Raw genomic sequence first — 20748 nt, 5'->3', positions numbered from 1 at the left:
AATCTTTTGTGGAAAGAAAGAGCTATTTATTAAGAGGTAGAATAGGTAACTATAAAGAGGTATTTATACCCCTTTTTATTGATTTAGTTCAAAGAAAACGATTTTTACAATAGCGAAAATTTAATAAATTCTATATGCTCGTACGCATATAAGATAATAGTATCTTATTGTTTTTAATAAGAAAAATTCTCATTTAGATATTTTGATAAACCATCCTTGTGGGGGACTTTACCGTGAAACGTTTAACCAAAACTTTAGCAATGGCGACCATTGCAATGCTCGGTTGCTTTCATTCAGCACAGGCTGAAGAAAAGGCTTCAGACGCGCAAACTGAGACTTTAACTCAAAAAGCACTCAAACACGAAAAGCTAGGTGTGACTGTTGAATCTGCAAATCATCTTTTTGCGGATAAATATCCACTGCAATACAATTCTTGGAAAGCAACTTCTGAATCGACTGACCGTGGTAGTGCGTTAGAAGCTGATCCTCGTAGTGTCATTCTTTGGGCTGGTTATTCTTTCTCAAAAGAATATAACAAGCCTCGTGGTCACTATTATGCCATCACGGATGTGCGTGAAATTTTGCGTACAGGGGCACCGAAAGACGAAAATGATGGCCCGCAACCAATGGCGTGCTGGACCTGTAAAGGCCCTGATGTACCTCGTTTAATTGAAGAGAAAGGTGAACGTGGTTATTTCGATCCAAAATGGGCGAAATATGGTTCTGAAATCGTGAACTCAATCGGTTGTGCCGACTGTCACGATACAAAATCAGAAGATTTTAAAGAAGGTAAACCTGCATTACGTGTTGCTCGTCCACACGTATTACGTGCATTGGAAAGTGTAGGTTGGACTTTTGAAAACTTAGATAAACAAGGCAAACGTGTTGCTATATGTGCAAACTGCCACGTGGAATACTATTTCAAAGATAAAAAAGACGTAACTTTCCCTTGGAAAAATGGCGTAGATGTGAGTAGCATTGAAAAATACTACGATGATATTGAATTTGCTGACTGGACTCACGCATTATCAAAAGCCCCAATGTTAAAAGCACAGCACCCAGACTTTGAAATTTGGTCACAAGGTGTACACGGTAAAAATGGCGTAACTTGTATCGACTGCCATATGCCGAAAGTGAAAGACAAAGATGGCAAAGTGTACACCGACCACAAAATCGGCAATCCATTTGATCAATTCGAAAACACTTGTAAGACTTGTCACGAGCAAAGTAAAGAGACACTTCAAAAACGTGTTGCAGAGCATAAAAAACAAGTGAAAGATGCGATGATCAAACTTGAAGATCAGCTTGTAAAAGCACACTTCGAAGCGAAAGCCGCTTGGGAAGCGGGTGCAACACCTGAAGAGATGAAAGAGATCTTAAAAGCAATTCGCCACGCACAATGGCGTTGGGATTACACCTCAGCAAGCCACGGTGGTCATATGCACGCACCAGATATGATGTTACACGTTATTGCAACAGGTATCGATCGTGCAGCAGATGCGCGTGCGCAATTAGGTGTAGTTTTAGCGAAACACGGTGTTACAACCCCAGTTGCAATTCCAGATATTTCTACACGTGAAAAAGCGCAAAAAGCAATTGGCTTAGATATTCCTAAAGACCAAGCTGCCAAAGATGAATTCTTACGCACAGTGGTGCCACAATGGGAAGCTACAGCTCGCGAAAAAGGCTTATTACCAGCGGTAGAAGCTCCAAAAGAAGTCACAACACCAAAAGCAGAAGCGAAATAATCAAGCTTGAGGTGATGATATGAAAAACTTAATCTCAAAAGCAGGGCGAGCAATCGCCCTCCAAGCGGTCGCTTTAGCAAGTTGTTTTGCAATGTTCTCTGCAATTTCAACCGCTCATGCTGAAATGCCACCACTACCACAACAAATGTGGCAAGGTAAATCGGATGTTCAAGTTGCTGAGGAAGCTCGTCGCGATCCAAACCAATATTGTACTCAATGTCACGAAACCGCTAATGCGACAGGTAAACCATTTAGCCACGCGGGTAAACACTTCCAACATGGAACGAAAAGCCCAAATAGCGGTGAGCAAGTGAACTGTGTAAGCTGCCATGGCAATATGTCTGAAAACCACCGTAAAGGTGTGCGTGATGTAATGCGTTTCAGCAAAATGGATCAAAAGGCAAGCAAACCCGAACTTGAACGTACGGTTCACGAGCAAAATCAAGTGTGTGTGGCGTGCCATACAGCGGATAAATTACGTGAAAAATTCTGGGCTCACGATACTCACGCAAACAAAATTGCGTGTGCAAACTGCCACGAACTTCACCCAGAAAAAGATCCGATGAAGGCAATTCCTGAAAAACAACGTATCAAACTTTGTACAGATTGCCACACTAAAATTCAGGCCCATAAAGAAGAAGTTAAAGCTCAGGAAGCTAAGGAAAACCAATAATGACTTGTACCCGTAGAGATTTCGTCTCAGGGGCAGGTGCTATCGCTGTGGTAGCAAGCACAGGGCTTGCTACTTCGGTTACTCTTGCAACTGAGAATGAACCGAAAAAAATTCGCTATGCGATGGTACACGATGAAACATCTTGTATCGGCTGTACCGCATGTATGGACGCTTGTCGAACCACAAACAAAGTGCCAGAAGGGGTTTCACGTTTAGAAATTATCCGTAGCGAACCTTATGGCGAATTTCCCAATGTGGAATATGAGTTCTTCCGTCAATCTTGCCAACACTGCTCAAACGCACCTTGTGTTGCTGTGTGTCCAACAGGAGCTTCGTTTGTTGATCCTAAAACAGGGATTGTAGATGTGCATTCTGATTTGTGCGTAGGCTGTCAATACTGTATCGCTGTTTGCCCGTATCGTGTGCGTTTTATCCATCCAGAGAAAAAATCAGCGGATAAATGTAACTTCTGTCGTGATACCAATCTTGCAGAAGGTAAGCAGCCTGCTTGTGTGGAAGCTTGTCCAACCAAAGCATTAACCTTTGGCGATATGAACGATCCAAACAGTGCCGTGGCGAAAAAAGTGCGTGAAAACCCAGTTTATCGCACTAAAGTGTCATTAGGTACGCAACCAAACTTATATCACATTCCATTTGGTAAAGGGGAGCATAGATAATGAACGACTATATTCCTTTTCATACCCCCAATTTAGTGTGGGACAGCACCATTGCGGTTTATCTTTTCTTATTAGGGATTTCCTCTGGTGCGGTGCAGCTTGCTATTGCATTCCGTAATAGCGTAAAAGTAGAAAAGCCAAGTGAGAACTGGATTATTCGTAGTGCGGCAATTTTAGGCACCATTCCAACAATTCTTGGTTTGACTTTGTTGGTGTTCCACTTAACTAAACCGTGGACATTCTGGAAGCTGATGTTTAACTACAACGGCACTTCTGTGATGTCAATGGGCGTAATGATGTTCCAAGCCTATATGGCTGTATTGGTAGTCTGGATTGCGATTATGTTTAAAGACTGGATCGCAGTACTTGTAAATCGTTACTTCCCTGTGTTTAAATTCGTCTTACCTTGGATTGATTTCGCAGAACGCAAGTTATTAAAACCGATTGAATTTGTGCTATTTACCTTAGCTGCAGTGCTTGGTGCTTATACGGGCTTCTTGCTTTCGGCGTTAATCAGCTACCCAATGTTGAATAACCCAGTGTTGCCAGCTTTATTCTTAGCATCGGGTACTTCATCAGGTATCGCAGCGACTTTCTTGATGATTTTAATTGCGGGTAAACTTTCAGGTGAAAGCCGAGAAATTCACTTTATCCACAAATTCGAAGTGCCGATTATGGTTACTGAATTAGGTTTGTTAGTGGCATTCTTCGTAGGCTTGCATTTTGGTGGGGCAGATAAACAACTTGCCTTGCACAATGCAATGACAGGTTTCTGGGGAATGCTGTTCTGGATTGGGGTATTCTTTATCGGTATCTTAATTCCACTCGTGGCAAACTTATTCGGCAGCCACGAAGTGAAACATAGTCCGAAATTCATCATTTTGGTCTCTATCTTCGACTTAATCGGTGTATTCTGCTTACGTTTCTTTATCCTCTATGCTGGGCAGTTAACGGTAGCGAGTTAGTTTAAACGCCTTGCTTTCCAAGCGGTCTATTTTGTAAAATTTTTTGCAAAATAGACCGCTTTGTCGTTTTCTAAACAACAAAATTTCTATAAAATTTCCTTTCATTAAGCGATTAGATTTTCTAAGGATTTTACGCATGCCACAAAAGCCTCCTTTTTCTATTACTTCAAAAATGCTCAACTTAGTCGTAGAAATTTCACATAAATTAGGCACATTACAAGTTGATTTTGAACGCCATTTACATCTTAGAAAAAATAACCGCTTACGCTCTATTCAAGCCTCTCTTGCAATTGAAAATAATAGCTTAACTATTGAGCAAGTAACGGATATTATTGATGGGAAAAGAGTTTTAGGGCATCCAAAAGAAATCAGAGAAGTGCAAAATGCCTATGATGCTTACGACGATATTTTGACTTACGATCCTTATTCCGTGAGCGATTTTTTAAAAGCACATCACCTTTTAATGCAAGATTTGGTTAAAGAAGCGGGTGCATTTCGTTCTAAAGATGTCGGTATTTATAATACGCAAGGGCAGCTTGTACATATGGGGGCAAGATCACAATTTGTTGAATATTTAATTGCAGATTTGTTTGCATGGGCGAAACAAGATGACACACCAGCCTTGATTAAAAGTGCGGTAGTTCACTATGAAATTGAGATGGTACATCCTTTCTCAGATGGTAATGGGCGAATGGGGAGATTATGGCAAAGCGTGATTTTGAGCAAATGGAATCCGATTTTTGCATGGCTTCCTGTTGAAACTATTGTTTATGCTCATCAGCCAGATTATTATCAAATGCTTTCACAGGCAGATCGAGAAAATAGCTCAACAGTATTTGTAGAATTTATGTTGGAAGTGATTTTAGAAACGTTGAATGATTATTAGAAAATAAAAATAGACTGATAACAATATGAATTGCTATCAGCCTATTTACTAATAATTCACGATAATATCACCCATAGAGTTTTGAGTAAACGTTATTCTGTATCGTTTTTGCCCTTTTTCTGTAACGAGAATAGCAGAGCAAGTAAGTCTTGAGTTAGATTTTTCTAATGTTTCTACATTAGTAACGTCTAATATTTCAAGGACATCAAAATTTGACATTGTTACAGGGATTTCTTGAATAATGTCTTGAGCCTTACATTGCGAAGGTAGCTCATTCATAAACATTGAACGACTAGAGTCAGCAAATGAAAATGTAGAAATAAAACCTAAAGTGATAGTTAAAATTAGTTTTCTCATGTTATACCCTTATAAAAAGAACATAAGAGCGAATGCTACACACCAAGTGATAAAATAAGCATAGTTATGGTTTAGCATTTTAGTTCTTTGGAATAAATACACTGGGATAAGAACCGCCCACATTTTGAATTTTGAGGTATCAATTCCATTTTTTGCTAAAAGTTTTTCATCTGCTATGCCTAAAGCGACATTTAATACTAACGGAATAAACCAAAGTTTTCCTTCAGCAATGGCTTCCATTGCTGACCAACGACTACCGTATACCATACCTATAATGAAACCGCGTAGTAACTCTCCAATAATTGGAGAAAGTGCTAAGATCCAAATGAGAACGTTATTAATCTTAATTGATTGGCTGTTATTTGAATTATTTTCAAGTGACATAAAAAGCTCCTAAATAGAATTAAATGAGTTTATATTATAAATAGATAGTGATTTATGCTACAATCCACAAAGTTTACCTCTAGATTCCCTGACTAATATCCTTAACTCCCACAATTTGTAGGTGTGATATGAAAATCAATGAAAAAATTAAACAACTTCGCGAAGCTCATCAATGGACACAGGAAGATATGGCTCAAAAATTGAGTATGACGACAAAAGGTTATGCCAAAATTGAACTCGGGGAAACTATTTCAAACCTACCAAGATTTGAGCAAATTGCGGAGGTGTTTAATATGGATCTTTGCGAGTTATTATCTTATGGGGAGGAAGCTAAGATTTATATTAACCATTCTGATAATAATCTCACTAATTCAATTATTTCTTTAGGTGGAAATAGCAATGAAGAGACCGAAAAATTAAAGTTAATCATTGCTCATAAAGATGAATTATTAGCTCACAAAGAAGAAATCATCGAAAACCAAAAACGTGAGTTAGCACTTTTGCGAGAAATGCTTGATGCCTTGAAAGCGAAGTAACTAATCGTAAATTTCAGATTTAAATCTACCGCTTTGTTATTTTCTAATAGCAAAAAACGGCTTTTTGCTGTAAACTGTTATCCCGTCCTGATAGTTGGGATTTCGTAAAAATGCCAACTTTTCAATTCATTTCCAACCCAATTTTTCATCACAAAGGCAAATAAAATGGCAACGAATTATATTTTTGTGACGGGCGGTGTTGTTTCTTCTTTAGGGAAAGGCATTGCCGCAGCGTCTTTAGCCTCTATTCTTGAAGCTCGTGGTTTGAACGTAACCATTATGAAGCTTGATCCATACATCAACGTAGACCCAGGCACAATGAGCCCAACGCAACACGGCGAAGTATTCGTAACAGCGGACGGTGCTGAAACCGACTTAGACTTAGGTCACTACGAGCGTTTTATCCGCTCAAAAATGAGCAAAGCGAACAACTTCACCAGTGGTAAAATTTACTCTGAAGTGTTACGCAAAGAGCGTCGTGGCGATTATTTAGGTGCAACTATTCAGGTTATCCCACACATCACTAACGAAATCAAAGAACGTGTAATCGAAGGTGGTAAAGGTCGTGATGTAGTAATCGTGGAAGTAGGCGGCACGGTAGGCGATATTGAATCACTGCCATTCTTAGAAGCATTACGCCAATTAGCGGTAGATGTAGGTCGTGAAAAAACCTTATTTATGCACTTAACTTTAGTGCCATATATTCCAACTGCAGGCGAAGTGAAAACCAAACCAACGCAGCATTCTGTGAAAGAATTGCTTTCAATTGGTATTCAGCCAGATGTGTTGATCTGCCGTTCAGATCGTGCGATTCCTTCAAATGAACGCAAAAAAATCGCCTTATTCTGTAACGTGCCAGAGCGTGCGGTAATTTCATTAAAAGATGTAGATTCAATCTACCGCATTCCAGAATTATTAAAATCACAAGGTTTAGATAGCTTTGTGTGCGAGCGTTTCCGCTTAGATTGCCCAGAAGCAGATTTATCTGAATGGGAACAAGTGCTTTACCGCCAAGCGAATCCAACGGGCGAAGTGACCATTGGTATGGTGGGTAAATATGTCGAATTGCCAGATGCCTATAAATCGGTGAATGAAGCTTTAAAACACGCGGGCTTAACTAACCGTTTAACCGTGAACATTAAATACATTGATTCGCAAGATGTTGAAACTAAAGGCACAAGCGTGTTAGAAGGAGTGGATGCGATCCTTGTTCCTGGTGGTTTCGGCTATCGTGGCGTGGAAGGCAAAATTCGCACCGCACAATATGCTCGCGAAAACAAAATCCCATATTTAGGTATCTGCTTAGGGATGCAAATTGCCTTAATCGAATATGCTCGTAACGTAGCAGGTTTAACCGAAGCGAACTCAAGTGAATTCGACAAAGATTGCCCTCAACCTGTTATCGGTTTAATTACCGAATGGCAAGATAAAGATGGCAATGTTGAAACCCGTTCTGACGATTCAGATTTAGGTGGCACAATGCGTTTGGGAGCACAAAAATGCCACTTAATTGAAGGTTCAAAAGCCCGTGCATTATACGGTGCAGAAACCATCGAAGAACGCCACCGTCACCGTTACGAAGTAAACAATACATTACTTCCGCAAATTGAAGCCGCTGGCTTGAAAGTAACGGGTTTATCAGAAGACCGTAAATTAGTGGAAATCATTGAAGTGCCAAATCACCCTTGGTTTGTAGCAGCTCAATTCCACCCAGAATTTACCTCAACACCGCGTGATGGTCACCCGCTTTTTGCAGGTTTTGTAAAAGCAGCGAAAGAGTACCAAGATTCACATAAAGGGTAATACAGCATAAATAAGGAGCTCGAAATGAGCTCCTTTTACATTTGGCTTTTATTTGTCTAATAACTCGCTAACTTATTTAACGTCTCAAACGCCTTTCCACTGGCTAGCACCGCTTTTACTTTTGCTGCATTGGCTTTTAAGTCAGGCTCGCCAAAGGTTCGCATTAGCATTGCTACATTCACTGCGACCGCATCAATATGTGCTGCTTCGCCTTTTCCTTGTAATAAAGCACGGATTTTTTCAGCATTTTCAGCGGGTTCTCCGCCTTTTAAGGCTTCGATTGGATGACGTGAAATGCCAAAATCTTCAGGCGTCACAGAGTAATAACGGATGTCGCCATTTTCAATTTCTGCCACCTGTGTTTCGCCGTGAACAGCGACTTCATCTAAACCCGCTCCATAGACGACAATAGTATGCTCGTGGTTTAACGCTTTTACCGTTTCTGCATAGATTTTTAAAATTTCTGGCGAGTAAACACCTAAAAGTTGGCGTTTAGCGTGAGCAGGATTGACGAGAGGCCCTAAAATGTTAAACAGCGTACGGGTTTTTAACGCTTGGCGGACGGGGATGGCGTATTTGAAACCTGAGTGATAAAGTGGGGCAAATAAAAAGCAGATGCCAATTTCATCTAACGCTTTGCGAGCAGTTTCTGTGGGCACTTGAATATTGATGCCAAGTTGAGAGAGTACATCACTTGCCCCTGTTTTACTGGAAACACTACGGCTGCCGTGTTTTGCCACTTTGTAGCCCATTGTGGCGGCAACGATAGCACTTGCTGTTGAAATGTTGATGGTGTTATGTCCATCACCGCCCGTGCCTACAATGTCTGCAAAAGCGTAATCTGGTGTTGGGAAAGAGGCGGCATTTTCAAGTGCAGCCGTCACTGCACCTGAAATTTCGTCAATTGTTTCGCTTCGCATTTTTAACGCAATTAACGCCCCTGCTAGTTGCTCATTTGACACCTTGCCTTGCATAACTTGAGTGAAGAAGAAGGTGGATTCAGCTTTATCAAGCGGTTGATGATTAAATAATTTTTCTAAAAGTTGTTCTGTTTGCATAGTGTGTTCCTTATTCTTTCTAAACTAATAAATACTTTCTCCGGTAATTAAGACTGCCAAATCTCCCCTCCCCCTCTTTGCTAAAGAGGGGGGATCTCTGGAAATTTCTATATTATTTGTTTATATAAATAAATATATTATGAGTCAATTATTCTATTTTCACTAAAGAATTTCCCCTCTTTAGCAAAGAGGGGGAGGGGAGATTTGGCAGAATAAAAAACGGAGAAATTAATCCATAATTATCTCAACAACCACTCCACCGACTGCTTCAATAACTTCGTTCCTTCTACGGTCAAAATTGATTCTGGGTGGAATTGGAAGCCGCAAATCGGTAAAGTTTTATGGCGAATTGCCATTACAATCGTGCCGTAACGTGCATTGACTTCTAGCTCTTCGGGTAAGTTATCGCCCATTAAAGAGTGGTAACGAGCGACGGGCATTGGGTTGTTGATATCCGCGAACATAGCTTGATTATCGTGCTCGATTTTTGACACTTTACCGTGTAATACCGTGCCTGTATGTACTACTTTTCCGCCTAATGCTTCAATAATGGCTTGATGCCCTAAACAAATGCCAATCATCGGTACTTTGCCTTTAAGTTGCTGAATAATCGGCAGTAAGTTACCTGCCTCAGCAGGGTTACCAGGTCCAGGTGAGAGGGCAACTAATGCGTTTTCGGTGGTTAAAGCTTTTTGAATAAAATCTTCCAAAGGATAATCGTTGCGGAAGATCGTAACCTGGTGTCCTAGCTCGCGAAATTGATCCACTAAATTGTAGGTAAATGAGTCGAAATTATCGACAAAAAGAATATGTGCCATCGTGCTTTCCTCCAATCCTTAATGCTGCTGCCCTTGATTCACCTGCCCAATCGCTTTTAATACCGCACGGGCTTTGTGTCGGGTTTCATCCGCTTCTAATTGCGGATCAGAATCCAACACTTCGCCACAGCCTGCTTGCACATAAGCTACTCCATTTTGCACAAAAGCAGAACGAATGACGATACAGGTATCTAAATTGCCTTCGGAGGTTAAATAACCGACCGCACCGCCGTAGCTATGGCGTTTTTGCTGTTCGAATTGGTAAATCAACTGCATTGCCTTGATTTTCGGTGCACCTGTGAGCGTCCCCATATTCATACAAGCTTGGTAAGCGTGTAATGCATCTAAATCGGTGCGAAGTTTACCCACCACGCGAGAAACAAGATGCATAATTTGCGAATAGCGGTCAATTTGCATCAATTCCACTACTTTTCGCGTGCCCGATTGGCTTACGCGAGCCACATCATTTCGGGCTAAATCGACCAACATTAAATGTTCAGCAAGCTCTTTTTTATCTAAACGCAATTCTAATTCAAGGCGAGAATCGAGCTCTAAATCAATGTTGCCATGCTCATCAAAACCACGCGGGCGAGAGCCTGCGATTGGGTAAATTTCAAGCTGGCGGTCGTGTTCGCTATATTTCAACGCACTTTCAGGTGAAGCACCAAAAAGCGTGAAATTTTCGCCTTGCATAAAGAACATATACGGGCTTGGATTGTTGATTTTAAGCTGGCGATAACTTGCTAACGTATTCGGACAAGGCAAGCTAAAACGGCGAGAAGGCACGATTTGGAACACATCGCCCACGTGAATGTGATGTTTGAGTTTGCAAATAATCTCTTTGAATGGCTCATCTTCTAAATTCGCCACCGCTTCTGCATTTGCAGTTTGAATTGGCAAGCTGAAATTGGTTGGTGCATTGGCAAGTTTTTCTTCAAATTCGACCGCTTGTTGGCTTAATGTTGTTTGCTCAGCTGGATTGAAACAGAAAGTATTAAGCGTTGCAGTTTGAGCTTGGTGATCGATAAAGACCAATTGCTCGGCTAAATAGAAGCTGTAGTCTGGACAATTCAAGCCATCGTCTTGCAATGTAATGTTATCCATTGGGATAAAATTTGCGACTAAATCGTAGCTAAACAATCCGCCTAAATAAACGGGTGAGCTTGTTGCTTTAAACAGTTGGTTTACAACACGCAAGCCATCAAACACCGTGCTAGTTTTGAGTTTGCTATCTTCATCTAATTGAGTAGGAATAGTTGGGAACTCTGCAACCAAGCGGTGTGATTCTGCACAAAATTCGCAAGAAGGTGCAGGATTTAAATTCGCTAAAGCAACTTGAATATGTGGAATGACTGCTTTGCCATTTTTAGTTAAAGGCTCAAAAGTCACTTGCTGAGCATCACAAAAAATATGCAACGCCGATTGGGCGAAGAGTAAACTTTTAAGGCTATTTTTGCTTTGAATTTCAGCGGAGTCTAATAATAAGGTATAAGGCTGGTTGCTACAAAGAGCGTGATACATCGCAGTGGTATCAGCAAAATAAGGCAACGCGGTTTGTTGAATTTGCACGTTCATTTTTATCTTCCTGTGTTTATTTTTGTACTATTAAACTAGTGCAAAGGGGATTTGTCAAGCGTGCGAGTAAAAATAGTATAAATTTCTTTATACTATTGTTTTAACGTTCCCAATGTTTGTTTTTCGGGTTTACATATTCAACGCCTTGATCTTTATAGCCAATGCCTTCTAGTTGAAGTAAATAGCGTTTATTAGGTAAGCCACCGCCGAAGCCTGTGAGACTTTGATTTTTACCTAACACTCGATGGCAAGGAATAAGGATTGAAATCGGATTTCGTCCCACAGCGCCACCGACAGCACGCATCGCATTTGGTTTACCTAACTGGTTGGCAATTTCACCGTAGCTAGTAATTTCGCCGTAGGGAATTTGGCGGAGGATTTTCCAAACTGATTGCTGGAATGCTGTACCTTGTGGGGTAAGAAAATCTAAATGCTGAAAATCGAGCTTTTCGCCTTGAAAATAGCGGTCTAAAATCTCACGTGTTTTGCAAAAAATTTCAAAAACGGTACCGCTTGTATTGCTTACGGGAATGAAATTTTCAAGCTTAGTGGTAGGCTGTTCTTCGTCAAACTCAATTGCAATCAGTCCATGTTCTTTAGCAAGAAGTAATAAATTGCCCACTGGAGAGGGGTAATATTGGTAGAAAATTGTCATAAAAATTCCAATAGAAAAGGCGTGTAATCAGTTTACACGCCCCTGTTTTGAAATACTATGCTAAATTCTGGTTAGAATTTGTAGTTAAGATTTAAGCCGTATAAGTAACCACTTGCACGTACTTTAAATGTTGCTCCGTCTTCACCAAAGCCAAATTTGGTACCATGTAAGTAAGCGAAGCCAACATCTGTTGATAAATTCGGCGTGAATTTATAGGTTGCACCCGCTGAGTACCACATACGGTTTGTATCTGGTATAGAAATCGATGGGTGGTTTACACTTGCACTGCGGTCATAAGCAAGACCTGCTCGTAATGTTAAATCTTGGGTTGCCTCATATGAAACACCCACTGCATAGCGGTTAGTATCGCGGAAGGCTTCATCTTTGTGCATATAGTGGAATTGGTTATCCATACTGTAAGCATCTAAAGTTTTTAAGCGAGACCATTCGGTGCGTTTCCAACTATATTGTACAGCAAAACGATCCGTTAATTTATGGTAACCTGAAAGTTCCCAGTAAGCAGGGAGGTTAAGGGTTAATTTACCATCACGCTCTTCGCCGTTGGTTGCAATCACAGAACCTAAGTTGGTTGAAAGTGCATTGCGATATTTACCGTTAAATTTCACATCTACCGCAGAATGGTAAGCTAAACCCCAACGGTTGTTTTCATTTGGCTCGTAAGCAAGACCAGCATTCCAACCGAATGACCATTTATCACCAGTGATACGGGTAACTTCAGTTTCTTTTGTGTATGAAGATAGCGATGTTGCAAGAGCGTTTAAGCTGTTTGCTGCTTGTGAAGCGGTTGTTCCAGCAGGAAATTGTGCAGCAATTGCTTGTAATTGCTTGTTAGCAGGTTGAGCAGCAGCTAAAGTAGTTAAGGATAATGATTGGTATGCAGTTGGAAGGCTTTGTAATGCTGTTGCAGCGGCTTGAGCACGTGTAGCACCTGCTTGAGCGACAGCTACTTGATCGCCTAATGTACGGCGAACTTCTGCTTTAGAATAAATTGCGTTTACACCCGCACCAAAGCTGAAGCCGTTGCCAATATTATAAGCACCACTTAGGTTAAAGTTGTGTGCTTGAAGTTCGGTTTGACCGCCTAATGTGCCTGCGTTGTAGCTATTACTATATTCTGTACTTAAACCAAAATTGACGTTATAGCCTAAACCTAAAGCAAATTTATCGTTAATTGGTGCAACAAAATAAGTATTTGGGATTAATGATGTTGGCACAACATTATTTTGGTTTGCAGAATTACCTAATTTAGTTTTGCCTTGAATGTGTAAATCGGTATCAACTAAAATGCCCCCCACAGACATTTCAGCCCCTTGGAATCTCGTCATTAATGCAGGGTTAGTTGCTATAACAGAAGCATTATCAGCAACGGCTGCATTACCCGCATATGCCATACCTAAGCCTGATGTTGAAACTTCTGCTAATTGGAATGCTGACGCATTTGCACCACCTGCGACTAATGTTAATGCTGATGCAAGCAATGTTTTAGAAAATCGAGACATGAACTATCCTTTAATAATTAAGTAAGAAATGATGAATAAGTAAAAAACGGGGAAATTCTACGAAGTGAAATTATTGATTGCAACTCCCAAAGGGAAATAAAGCAAGTGTTCCGACCAGTTGTAAGGGAACTTTTACCTACTTTTCTATTTCGTTTTAAGTTTAAATTTGCCTTCAAAACCTCTATAATAGTAGGGAAATTCCTTATCATTTGGTGAAACCTTTTAAAATGATAAGTTTAAATCAGTTCAATATACTTGACTAAAATAGTCAACTCCATCAAAATTCAGACACTTCCAATCTTTGATTGGATTTTTAATTAAATGAGGGCGAATTTATGAGATTAACGTCAAGAGGGCGTTATGCGGTGACAGCAATTTTAGATATTGCTATTCACGGTAAAAAAGAGCCTGTCAGTCTTGCGGATATTGCAGATCGTCAAGCTATCTCACTTTCTTATTTAGAACAGCTTTTTGCACAGCTTCGTCGTGAAGGTATTGTATATAGCGTACGTGGGCCAGGTGGCGGTTATAAGCTCGAAAAAGAGCCGAAAGAGATTACCGTTGGGATGATTATTGCAGCAGTGAACGAAAATGTGGACGTGACTAAATGTAAGGGAAGTGGTAATTGCCGTAACGATTCTCGTTGTTTAACTCATACGCTTTGGGAGCGTTTGGAAGATCAAATCGGGCAGTTCTTAAACACCGTATCGCTTGACGATTTAGTTCAAGAAAATGCGGATCACGATTGTGATAAATCTCATTGCCACGAGCACTAGCATCAGCACTAAAAGATAAGCAAAGATTTCATTAAAAATAACCGCTTTTAGCGAGTTAGGAGTAACTTAAAAAATGTCAGTAAAATTACCTATTTACTTAGATTATGCGGCAACTACGCCAATGGACGAACGCGTTGCCCAAAAAATGATGCAATATATGACCAAAGATGGCATCTTTGGTAACCCTGCTTCACGTTCGCACAAATTCGGTTGGGAAGCAGAAGAAGCGGTTGATGTTGCACGTAACCAAATCGCAGACTTAATCGGTGCTGATGCACGCGAAATCGTGTTCACTTCAGGTGCAACCGAGTCAGATAACCTTGCAATTAAAGGTGCGGCACACTTCTACCAAACTAAAGGTAAACACATCATCACCGTGAAAACTGAACACAAAGCGGTGTTAGATACTTGCCGTCAGCTAGAACGCGAAGGCTTTGAAGTGACTTACTTAGACCCAGAAGAAGATGGCTTGCTTGATTTAGAAAAATTCAAAGCAGCTATTCGTCCAGATACTATCTTGGTTTCTGTTATGCACGTGAATAACGAAATGGGTGTGATTCAAGACATCGCGGCAATCGGTGAAATCTGCCGTGCTAACAAAATCATTTTCCACGTTGATGCAACGCAATCTGTGGGTAAAGTGCCAGTAAATGTTCATGAATTAAAAGTAGATTTAATGTCATTTTCAAGCCACAAATTATACGGACCAAAAGGTATCGGCGGTTTATACGTTTGCCGTAAACCACGAGTGCGTTTAGAAGCGATTATTCACGGTGGTGGTCATGAGCGTGGTATGCGTTCAGGTACATTGCCAGTTCACCAAATCGTGGGGATGGGTGAAGCATACCGTATCGCAAAAGAAGAGATGACCGAAGAAATGGCACGCTTAACTAAGTTACGTGACCGCCTATATAACGGCTTCAAAGATATTGAAGAAGTGTATGTAAACGGCTCAATGGAACCAGGTAAACGTGTAGGCTCAAACTTAAACATTAGCTTCAACTTCGTAGAAGGCGAGTCATTAATGATGGCATTACGCGATATTGCAGTTTCATCTGGTTCAGCTTGTACTTCTGCAAGTTTAGAGCCTTCTTATGTGTTACGTGCTATCGGTCGTGATGATGAATTAGCTCACAGCTCAATTCGCTTCACATTAGGTCGTTGGACAACGGAAGAAGAAATTGACTACACTATCGAATTAGTGAAAAAAGCGATTGTGAAATTACGTGATCTTTCTCCACTTTGGGAAATGTTCAAAGAAGGCGTAGATTTAAGTAAAATTGAGTGGAATCACCACTAATAAGATCAATTTCCCTCTTTATTAAAGAGGGATTTAGGGAGATTTGAAAAAAATATCAACATCGGACAAATCTCCCCTACTCCCTCTTTACTAAAGAGGGGAACTAAATAGAGGAAAATATAAAATGGCATACAGTGAAAAAGTAATCGATCACTACGAAAATCCACGTAACGTAGGTACATTCGACAAAGAAGCATCAGACATCGGTACAGGTATGGTTGGTGCACCTGCGTGTGGTGATATCTTACGCTTACAAATCAAAGTAAACGATGCTGGCATTATCGAAGATGCACGCTTTAAAGCCTACGGTTGTGGTTCTGCAATCGCTTCAAGCTCACTGATTACCGAATGGGTAAAAGGTAAATCTTTAGAAGAAGCGGGTGCAATTAAAAACAGCGACATCGCAGAGGAGTTAGAATTACCGCCTGTGAAAGTTCACTGCTCAATTCTTGCAGAAGATGCAATCAAAGCAGCAATCGCAGATTACAAAGAAAAACAAGGTAAATAATTTAACAAGCGGTTGATTTTGCAAAAATTTTGCGAATTAAGACCGCTTGTATTTTGTAGGGTGTGTCAGCTTGTCGACACACGCCTTTCATATGTGAAACGATGTTTCACACACTACAATGTTTCGTAAAATATGATTTTCTTCATTTAAGATATTAGGAATATATTATGGCAATTACATTAACAGAAACCGCCGCAAACCGCGTGCGCACTTTCCTTGAAAATCGTGGTAAAGGCATTGGCTTACGCTTAGGCGTGAAAACCTCGGGCTGTTCAGGATTGGCGTATGTGTTGGAATTCGTTGATGTATTAAATGAAGATGATCAAATATTCGAGCAACACGGCATAAAAGTGATTGTGGACGAAAAAAGCCTCACTTACCTTGATGGCACGGAGTTAGATTTTGTGAAGGAAGGCTTAAATGAAGGCTTTAAATACAGCAACCCAAATGTAAAAAATGAATGCGGTTGTGGTGAGAGTTTTAATGTTTAGGAGGCTATGATGATTAATGCCTTTTCCCTTTTCGGTTTGCCTGTGCAATTTCAGGTAGATCAAACCGCACTTTCGGCACGTTATTTAGAGCTACAAAAAGAGCTTCATCCAGATAATTACGCAAGTAGCTCTACAGCCGAGCAACGTCTTGCAATTGAAAAATCGGCTGATGTAAACCAAGCATTAAATGTGCTGAAAGATCCAATTTTGCGTGCCGAAGAGATTATTAAGATTGAAACGGGGGTAGAGAAAAACCTCGAAGAAAAAAGTATGCGAGATGTTGAATTCCTGATGCAACAGATGGAATGGCATGAAACCCTTGAAAGCATTGAACATAAAAAAGATGAAGAGGCTTTAACTCATTTTCTAAAACAGATTAAAGCCGAGCAGAAAAAAGTTTTAATTGAATTAGAAGAAACGTTAAATCAAAAAAATTGGCAGCAGGCAAACGCATTAACAGATCGTTTGCGTTATTTTAAAAAGCTGATTATTCAGATTGAGAAGGTTGAAGAGCAGTTTTTTGAAATGTAATCTTGCGTAGGGGCGGGGTTTATCCCCGCCAGTATGATATTGAATTTATAGGGCGGGGATAAATCCCGCCCCTACGGTTAGCCTTATCAAGCGATCGATTTTTAGAGATATTTTACTGATGAAAACCCTAGAAGAATTATTAGATAAAAATTCAGCGTGGTTGATTTTGCGTGATTGGTTTACTCAAGCAAAAAATCACTACGAAATTTTAGCTAGCTACCCTGAAGATGCGGCTGCTGCGTTAGTTGGAATGCAACTACCGACCCGTTCACCGCTTGGTGCGATTGTGTATGAGACAGGGGGTGTGTTAATTGATTACGGTTGGTTACGTATTTTAGGTTCAGGCAACGAAAAATTACCGCGCGGTTTATTTGATTGGAACTTCGGCAAAACTTTCAAACAATCGGGCGAGCAACCCAGCTACTTATTAGTAGCAGATGATGCAATTGGTGGTTACTTTGCTATTAACGCAGGCAGTTTAGGCGATAAAATTGGGCAAGTGTATTATCATCATCCGAAAAAGAAAACATGGGAACTGTTGAACTTAGGCTATTCTGAATTTTTAGGCTGGGCATTATCAGGCGATTTAAACGATTTCTACCAAGATTTACGTTGGGATAATTGGCAAAATGATATTAAAGAACTGCAAGGTCATCAAGTGTTAGAGCTTGAAAGCAAAATCGCTGTTCCTGTGGAACGCCACTATCAAGGTGTGTTTGCTCCTGAAAATATGAGTTATTCAGTAGCCTAAAATAAATTAAAACAAGAAATAGAGAAGAGATAATAATGGCATTACTTCAAATCGCTGAACCAGGGCAAACTGCCGCACCGCACCAAGCACGCTTGGCGGTGGGGATTGATCTTGGAACAACGAATTCATTGGTCGCAACGGTACAAAGTGGCACTGCAACCGTGTTGTTAGATGAAAAAGAGAGGGCGTTAGTGCCGTCGGTGGTGCATTATGCTGAAAATGAGAAAACTGTGGGCATAGAAGGCTTTGACTTTTCAGCCGTTGATCCGCAAAACACCGTGATTTCAGCTAAACGCTTAATTGGGCGTTCGCTTGCCGATGTGCAAAAACGCTACCCTGATTTACCTTATCAATTTGTGGCGAGCGATAACGGCTTACCGTTAATCCAAACTAAACAAGGTAATAAAAGCCCTGTGGAAGTATCAGCAGATATTTTGGCACACTTAAACCGCTTTGCTGAACAACGTTTAGCGGGCGAATTATCGGGCGTAGTCATTACCGTGCCTGCTTATTTTGATGATGCTCAACGTCAAAGCACCAAAGATGCGGCACGTTTAGCAGGTTTGAATGTATTGCGTTTATTAAATGAACCAACTGCCGCTGCGATTGCTTACGGCTTAGATAGCGGTCAAGAAGGCATTATTGCGGTTTATGATTTAGGTGGCGGCACATTCGATATTTCGATTTTACGTTTAAGCCGTGGTGTGTTTGAAGTGTTGGCAACGGGCGGTGATACGGCTCTCGGGGGCGATGACTTCGACCTCTTATTAGCAAATTGGATTGCTGAACAAGCAGGTGTGCAACCACAAAATGCGAATGAACAACGTGAACTATTAACCCTTGCCACTCAAACCAAAATTGCCCTTTCACAAGCGGTCGAAACTGAAGTGAAATTTGCAAATTGGGCAGGCACAGTCAGCCGTTTACAATTTAATGAGCTAATTCAACCGCTTGTCAAACGTTCGCTCATGACCTGCCGCCGAGCGTTGAAAGATGCAGGCGTGGAAGGTGAAGAGATCCGCGAAGTCGTGATGGTTGGCGGTTCAACCCGCGTACCATTTGTGCGTGAGCAAGTCGGTGAGTTCTTTGGTAAAACGCCATTAACGTCGATTGATCCAGATAAAGTGGTTGCCCTTGGTGCAGCCATTCAGGCGGATATTTTGGTCGGCAATAAGCCTGATGCGGATATGTTATTGTTAGACGTTGTGCCGCTTTCGCTTGGTATTGAAACGATGGGCGGTTTGGTGGAAAAAATCATTCCACGCAATACCACTATTCCTGTGGCACGAGCCCAAGAGTTTACTACCGCTAAAGATGGGCAAACAGCGATGTCGGTTCATGTTCTACAAGGTGAGCGTGAATTGGTGGAAGATTGCCGTTCACTCGGTCGCTTTACCTTACGCGGCATTCCGCCGATGGTGGCAGGTGCGGCAACCATTCGCGTGACTTATCAAGTCGATGCTGATGGTTTGTTGAGCGTAACAGCAATGGAAAAATCGACCAAAGTGCAGGCTTCGATTCAGATAAAACCATCTTATGGCTTAACCGATGAAGAAGTGACCCAGATGATCAAGTCTTCAATGGCAAATGCCAAAGAAGATATGGAAGCCCGCCAGCTTGCAGAGCAGCGTGTAGAAGCTGATCGTGTGATTGATACTGTGATTTCAGCTCTCCAAGAAGATGGGGCGGAAGTACTTTCCATTGAAGAATTTAAAGCCATTGAAGCGGAAATTCAAAAGTTGATTGATTTAAAACAAGGTTCAGATAGAGCAGCGATTGCCCAAGGGATTAAAGAGCTTGACTATGCTACCCAAGCATTCGCAGCAAAACGAATGAATTTATCAATTCAAAAAGCATTAGCGGGTAAAGCCGTTGATGAGATTATTTAAAAGAGGATAATATGCCAAAAGTAGTTTTTCTTCCCCATGAAGAATTTTGCCCAGAGGGTATGGTTGTTGAAGCCAATGAAGGCGATAATTTATTAGAAGTGGCACACAATGCTGGCGTGGAAATTCACCATGCGTGCGATGGTTCTTGTGCTTGCACGACTTGCCACGTAGTAATTCGTGAAGGGTTTGATTCTTTAAACGAAAGCTCAGATCAAGAAGAAGATATGTTGGACAAAGCTTGGGGCTTAGAAATGGAAAGCCGTCTAAGTTGCCAATGTGTGATTGGTGATGAAGACTTAGTGGTCGAGATTCCAAAATATAACCTTAACCACGCAAATGAGGCTGCACACTAATGAAATGGACTGATGTACAAGATATTGCGTGGGCGTTGTACGATCGCGATCCTGATTTAAACCCAGTAACCGTGCGTTTTACCGATATGCATCAATGGATCTGCGAATTAGAAGAGTTTGATGACGATCCTGAAGGTTCTAACGAATCAATCCTTGAGGCGATTTTGCTGAAGTGGATTGAAGAGTATGAATAGATAAGAAAAATGCTTTTACTAAATGGTAAAAGCATTTTTTTTATAGCAATAGTAGGCAGAAGAGTTGGTTTTTTGGACTAACTTTAATTGATAATTTCGCTGTTTAAATAATATTTTAGCCTATTAGTCGTATATTTCTATTATGCTCTTTTCGCATAGTTATGGAATAACATTCACTAACGAACTACAAGGAATTATGGTAGGTAGGAATACGAAAGAGTGTAAAAGAGAAGAAAAATTTGAATTGGTCCCCCCTACCGGACTTGAACCAGTGACCAAGCGATTATGAGTCGCCTGCTC

The 20748-nt window shown here is 40.9% G+C and carries 23 protein-coding genes; 16 read left to right on the top strand and 7 right to left on the bottom strand.

The features are described from left to right. Nucleotides 1–233 precede the first annotated feature (233 nt). From nrfA to QMF79_RS07420, 5 genes are all read left to right on the top strand, one after another. On the top strand, nt 234–1748 hold the full coding sequence (gene nrfA / locus QMF79_RS07440; RefSeq protein WP_281773334.1) for an ammonia-forming nitrite reductase cytochrome c552 subunit: 1515 nt from the start codon (nt 234–236) through the stop codon (nt 1746–1748). A gap of 19 nt (nt 1749–1767) precedes the next feature. Beyond that, entirely contained in the window at nt 1768–2421 is a 654-nt protein-coding gene (gene nrfB / locus QMF79_RS07435; RefSeq protein WP_281773333.1) for a cytochrome c nitrite reductase pentaheme subunit, read from the top strand. After that, a complete protein-coding gene (gene nrfC, locus QMF79_RS07430) occupies nt 2421–3098 on the top strand; it encodes a cytochrome c nitrite reductase Fe-S protein (RefSeq protein WP_005706551.1) in 678 nt (225 codons plus the stop codon). Before nrfB ends, nrfC begins: the two co-directional genes overlap by 1 nt. After that, nucleotides 3098–4063 carry a cytochrome c nitrite reductase subunit NrfD gene (nrfD, locus tag QMF79_RS07425; protein ID WP_281773332.1) on the top strand — a complete coding sequence of 322 codons (966 nt, stop codon included), beginning with the start codon at nt 3098–3100 and terminating at the stop codon, nt 4061–4063. Before nrfC ends, nrfD begins: the two co-directional genes overlap by 1 nt. A gap of 136 nt (nt 4064–4199) precedes the next feature. Further along, on the top strand, nt 4200–4949 hold the full coding sequence (locus QMF79_RS07420) for a Fic family protein (RefSeq protein WP_281773331.1): 750 nt from the start codon (nt 4200–4202) through the stop codon (nt 4947–4949). A 48-nt stretch (nt 4950–4997) separates the two neighbouring features. On the opposite strand, the gene QMF79_RS07415 is transcribed toward QMF79_RS07420, so the two are convergent. Both QMF79_RS07415 and QMF79_RS07410 read right to left on the bottom strand, forming a co-directional pair. Then, nucleotides 4998–5306, bottom strand: a complete 309-nt coding sequence (locus QMF79_RS07415) for a hypothetical protein (RefSeq protein ID WP_281773330.1) — start codon at nt 5304–5306, stop codon at nt 4998–5000. Nucleotides 5307–5315: 9 nt separating this feature from the next. Continuing rightward, nucleotides 5316–5690: a hypothetical protein gene (locus QMF79_RS07410; protein ID WP_281773329.1), complete on the bottom strand. Its 375-nt coding sequence runs from the start codon at nt 5688–5690 to the stop codon at nt 5316–5318. Between the two features lie 128 nt (nt 5691–5818). Here QMF79_RS07410 and QMF79_RS07405 point away from each other — a divergent pair, with 128 nt between their 5' ends. Both QMF79_RS07405 and pyrG read left to right on the top strand, forming a co-directional pair. After that, the gene (locus QMF79_RS07405; RefSeq protein ID WP_281773328.1) at nt 5819–6226 is read left to right on the top strand and encodes a helix-turn-helix transcriptional regulator; all 408 of its coding nucleotides are present in this window, start codon (nt 5819–5821) and stop codon (nt 6224–6226) included. 165 nt (nt 6227–6391) lie between these two features. Continuing rightward, nucleotides 6392–8029, top strand: coding sequence for a glutamine hydrolyzing CTP synthase (gene pyrG / locus QMF79_RS07400; protein WP_281773327.1), 1638 nt, complete (start codon nt 6392–6394; stop codon nt 8027–8029). 56 nt (nt 8030–8085) lie between these two features. Here pyrG and trpD read toward each other — a convergent pair whose 3' ends face one another. From trpD to QMF79_RS07375, 5 genes are all read right to left on the bottom strand, one after another. Beyond that, on the bottom strand, nt 8086–9087 hold the full coding sequence (gene trpD, locus QMF79_RS07395; protein ID WP_281773326.1) for an anthranilate phosphoribosyltransferase: 1002 nt from the start codon (nt 9085–9087) through the stop codon (nt 8086–8088). A gap of 239 nt (nt 9088–9326) precedes the next feature. Beyond that, nucleotides 9327–9905, bottom strand: coding sequence for an aminodeoxychorismate/anthranilate synthase component II (locus QMF79_RS07390; protein ID WP_281773325.1), 579 nt, complete (start codon nt 9903–9905; stop codon nt 9327–9329). Between the two features lie 18 nt (nt 9906–9923). Continuing rightward, nucleotides 9924–11480: an anthranilate synthase component I gene (gene trpE / locus QMF79_RS07385; RefSeq protein ID WP_281773324.1), complete on the bottom strand. Its 1557-nt coding sequence runs from the start codon at nt 11478–11480 to the stop codon at nt 9924–9926. A 100-nt stretch (nt 11481–11580) separates the two neighbouring features. Beyond that, nucleotides 11581–12135, bottom strand: a complete 555-nt coding sequence (locus QMF79_RS07380; RefSeq protein WP_425591889.1) for a methylated-DNA--[protein]-cysteine S-methyltransferase — start codon at nt 12133–12135, stop codon at nt 11581–11583. A 71-nt stretch (nt 12136–12206) separates the two neighbouring features. Next, nucleotides 12207–13655: an outer membrane protein transport protein gene (locus QMF79_RS07375; RefSeq protein WP_281773323.1), complete on the bottom strand. Its 1449-nt coding sequence runs from the start codon at nt 13653–13655 to the stop codon at nt 12207–12209. 335 nt (nt 13656–13990) lie between these two features. On the opposite strand from QMF79_RS07375, the gene QMF79_RS07370 reads away from it, so the two are divergent. The 9 genes from QMF79_RS07370 to iscX all read left to right on the top strand — a co-directional run bounded on the left by QMF79_RS07370 (nt 13991) and on the right by iscX (nt 20448). After that, nucleotides 13991–14431 (top strand): Rrf2 family transcriptional regulator, encoded by a 441-nt coding sequence (locus QMF79_RS07370; RefSeq protein WP_040217161.1) that lies wholly within the window; start codon nt 13991–13993, stop codon nt 14429–14431. Between the two features lie 73 nt (nt 14432–14504). Then, on the top strand, nt 14505–15731 hold the full coding sequence (locus tag QMF79_RS07365; RefSeq protein ID WP_005706550.1) for an IscS subfamily cysteine desulfurase: 1227 nt from the start codon (nt 14505–14507) through the stop codon (nt 15729–15731). 124 nt (nt 15732–15855) lie between these two features. Then, nucleotides 15856–16239, top strand: a complete 384-nt coding sequence (iscU, locus tag QMF79_RS07360) for a Fe-S cluster assembly scaffold IscU (RefSeq protein ID WP_005706518.1) — start codon at nt 15856–15858, stop codon at nt 16237–16239. Between the two features lie 167 nt (nt 16240–16406). Beyond that, nucleotides 16407–16730 carry an iron-sulfur cluster assembly protein IscA gene (iscA, locus tag QMF79_RS07355; RefSeq protein WP_040217163.1) on the top strand — a complete coding sequence of 108 codons (324 nt, stop codon included), beginning with the start codon at nt 16407–16409 and terminating at the stop codon, nt 16728–16730. 9 nt (nt 16731–16739) lie between these two features. Next, complete coding sequence (gene hscB, locus QMF79_RS07350; RefSeq protein WP_281773400.1) at nt 16740–17261, top strand: Fe-S protein assembly co-chaperone HscB; 522 nt, start codon at nt 16740–16742, stop codon at nt 17259–17261. Between the two features lie 118 nt (nt 17262–17379). Next, nucleotides 17380–18012 carry a DUF2625 family protein gene (locus tag QMF79_RS07345; RefSeq protein WP_281773322.1) on the top strand — a complete coding sequence of 211 codons (633 nt, stop codon included), beginning with the start codon at nt 17380–17382 and terminating at the stop codon, nt 18010–18012. 35 nt (nt 18013–18047) lie between these two features. Then, nucleotides 18048–19901 (top strand): Fe-S protein assembly chaperone HscA, encoded by a 1854-nt coding sequence (gene hscA / locus QMF79_RS07340; RefSeq protein WP_281773321.1) that lies wholly within the window; start codon nt 18048–18050, stop codon nt 19899–19901. 11 nt (nt 19902–19912) lie between these two features. Next, the gene (gene fdx, locus QMF79_RS07335) at nt 19913–20254 is read left to right on the top strand and encodes an ISC system 2Fe-2S type ferredoxin (RefSeq protein WP_005706571.1); all 342 of its coding nucleotides are present in this window, start codon (nt 19913–19915) and stop codon (nt 20252–20254) included. After that, entirely contained in the window at nt 20254–20448 is a 195-nt protein-coding gene (gene iscX, locus QMF79_RS07330) for a Fe-S cluster assembly protein IscX (protein WP_005706580.1), read from the top strand. Before fdx ends, iscX begins: the two co-directional genes overlap by 1 nt. The last annotated feature ends 300 nt before the right edge of the window (nt 20449–20748 follow it).

Source organism: Pseudohaemophilus parahaemolyticus, from assembly GCF_938021905.1.
In the GTDB taxonomy this organism is placed as follows: Bacteria; Pseudomonadota; Gammaproteobacteria; order Enterobacterales; family Pasteurellaceae; genus Haemophilus_A; species Haemophilus_A parahaemolyticus_B.
This window is presented reverse-complemented; position numbering and strand designations above follow the sequence as displayed.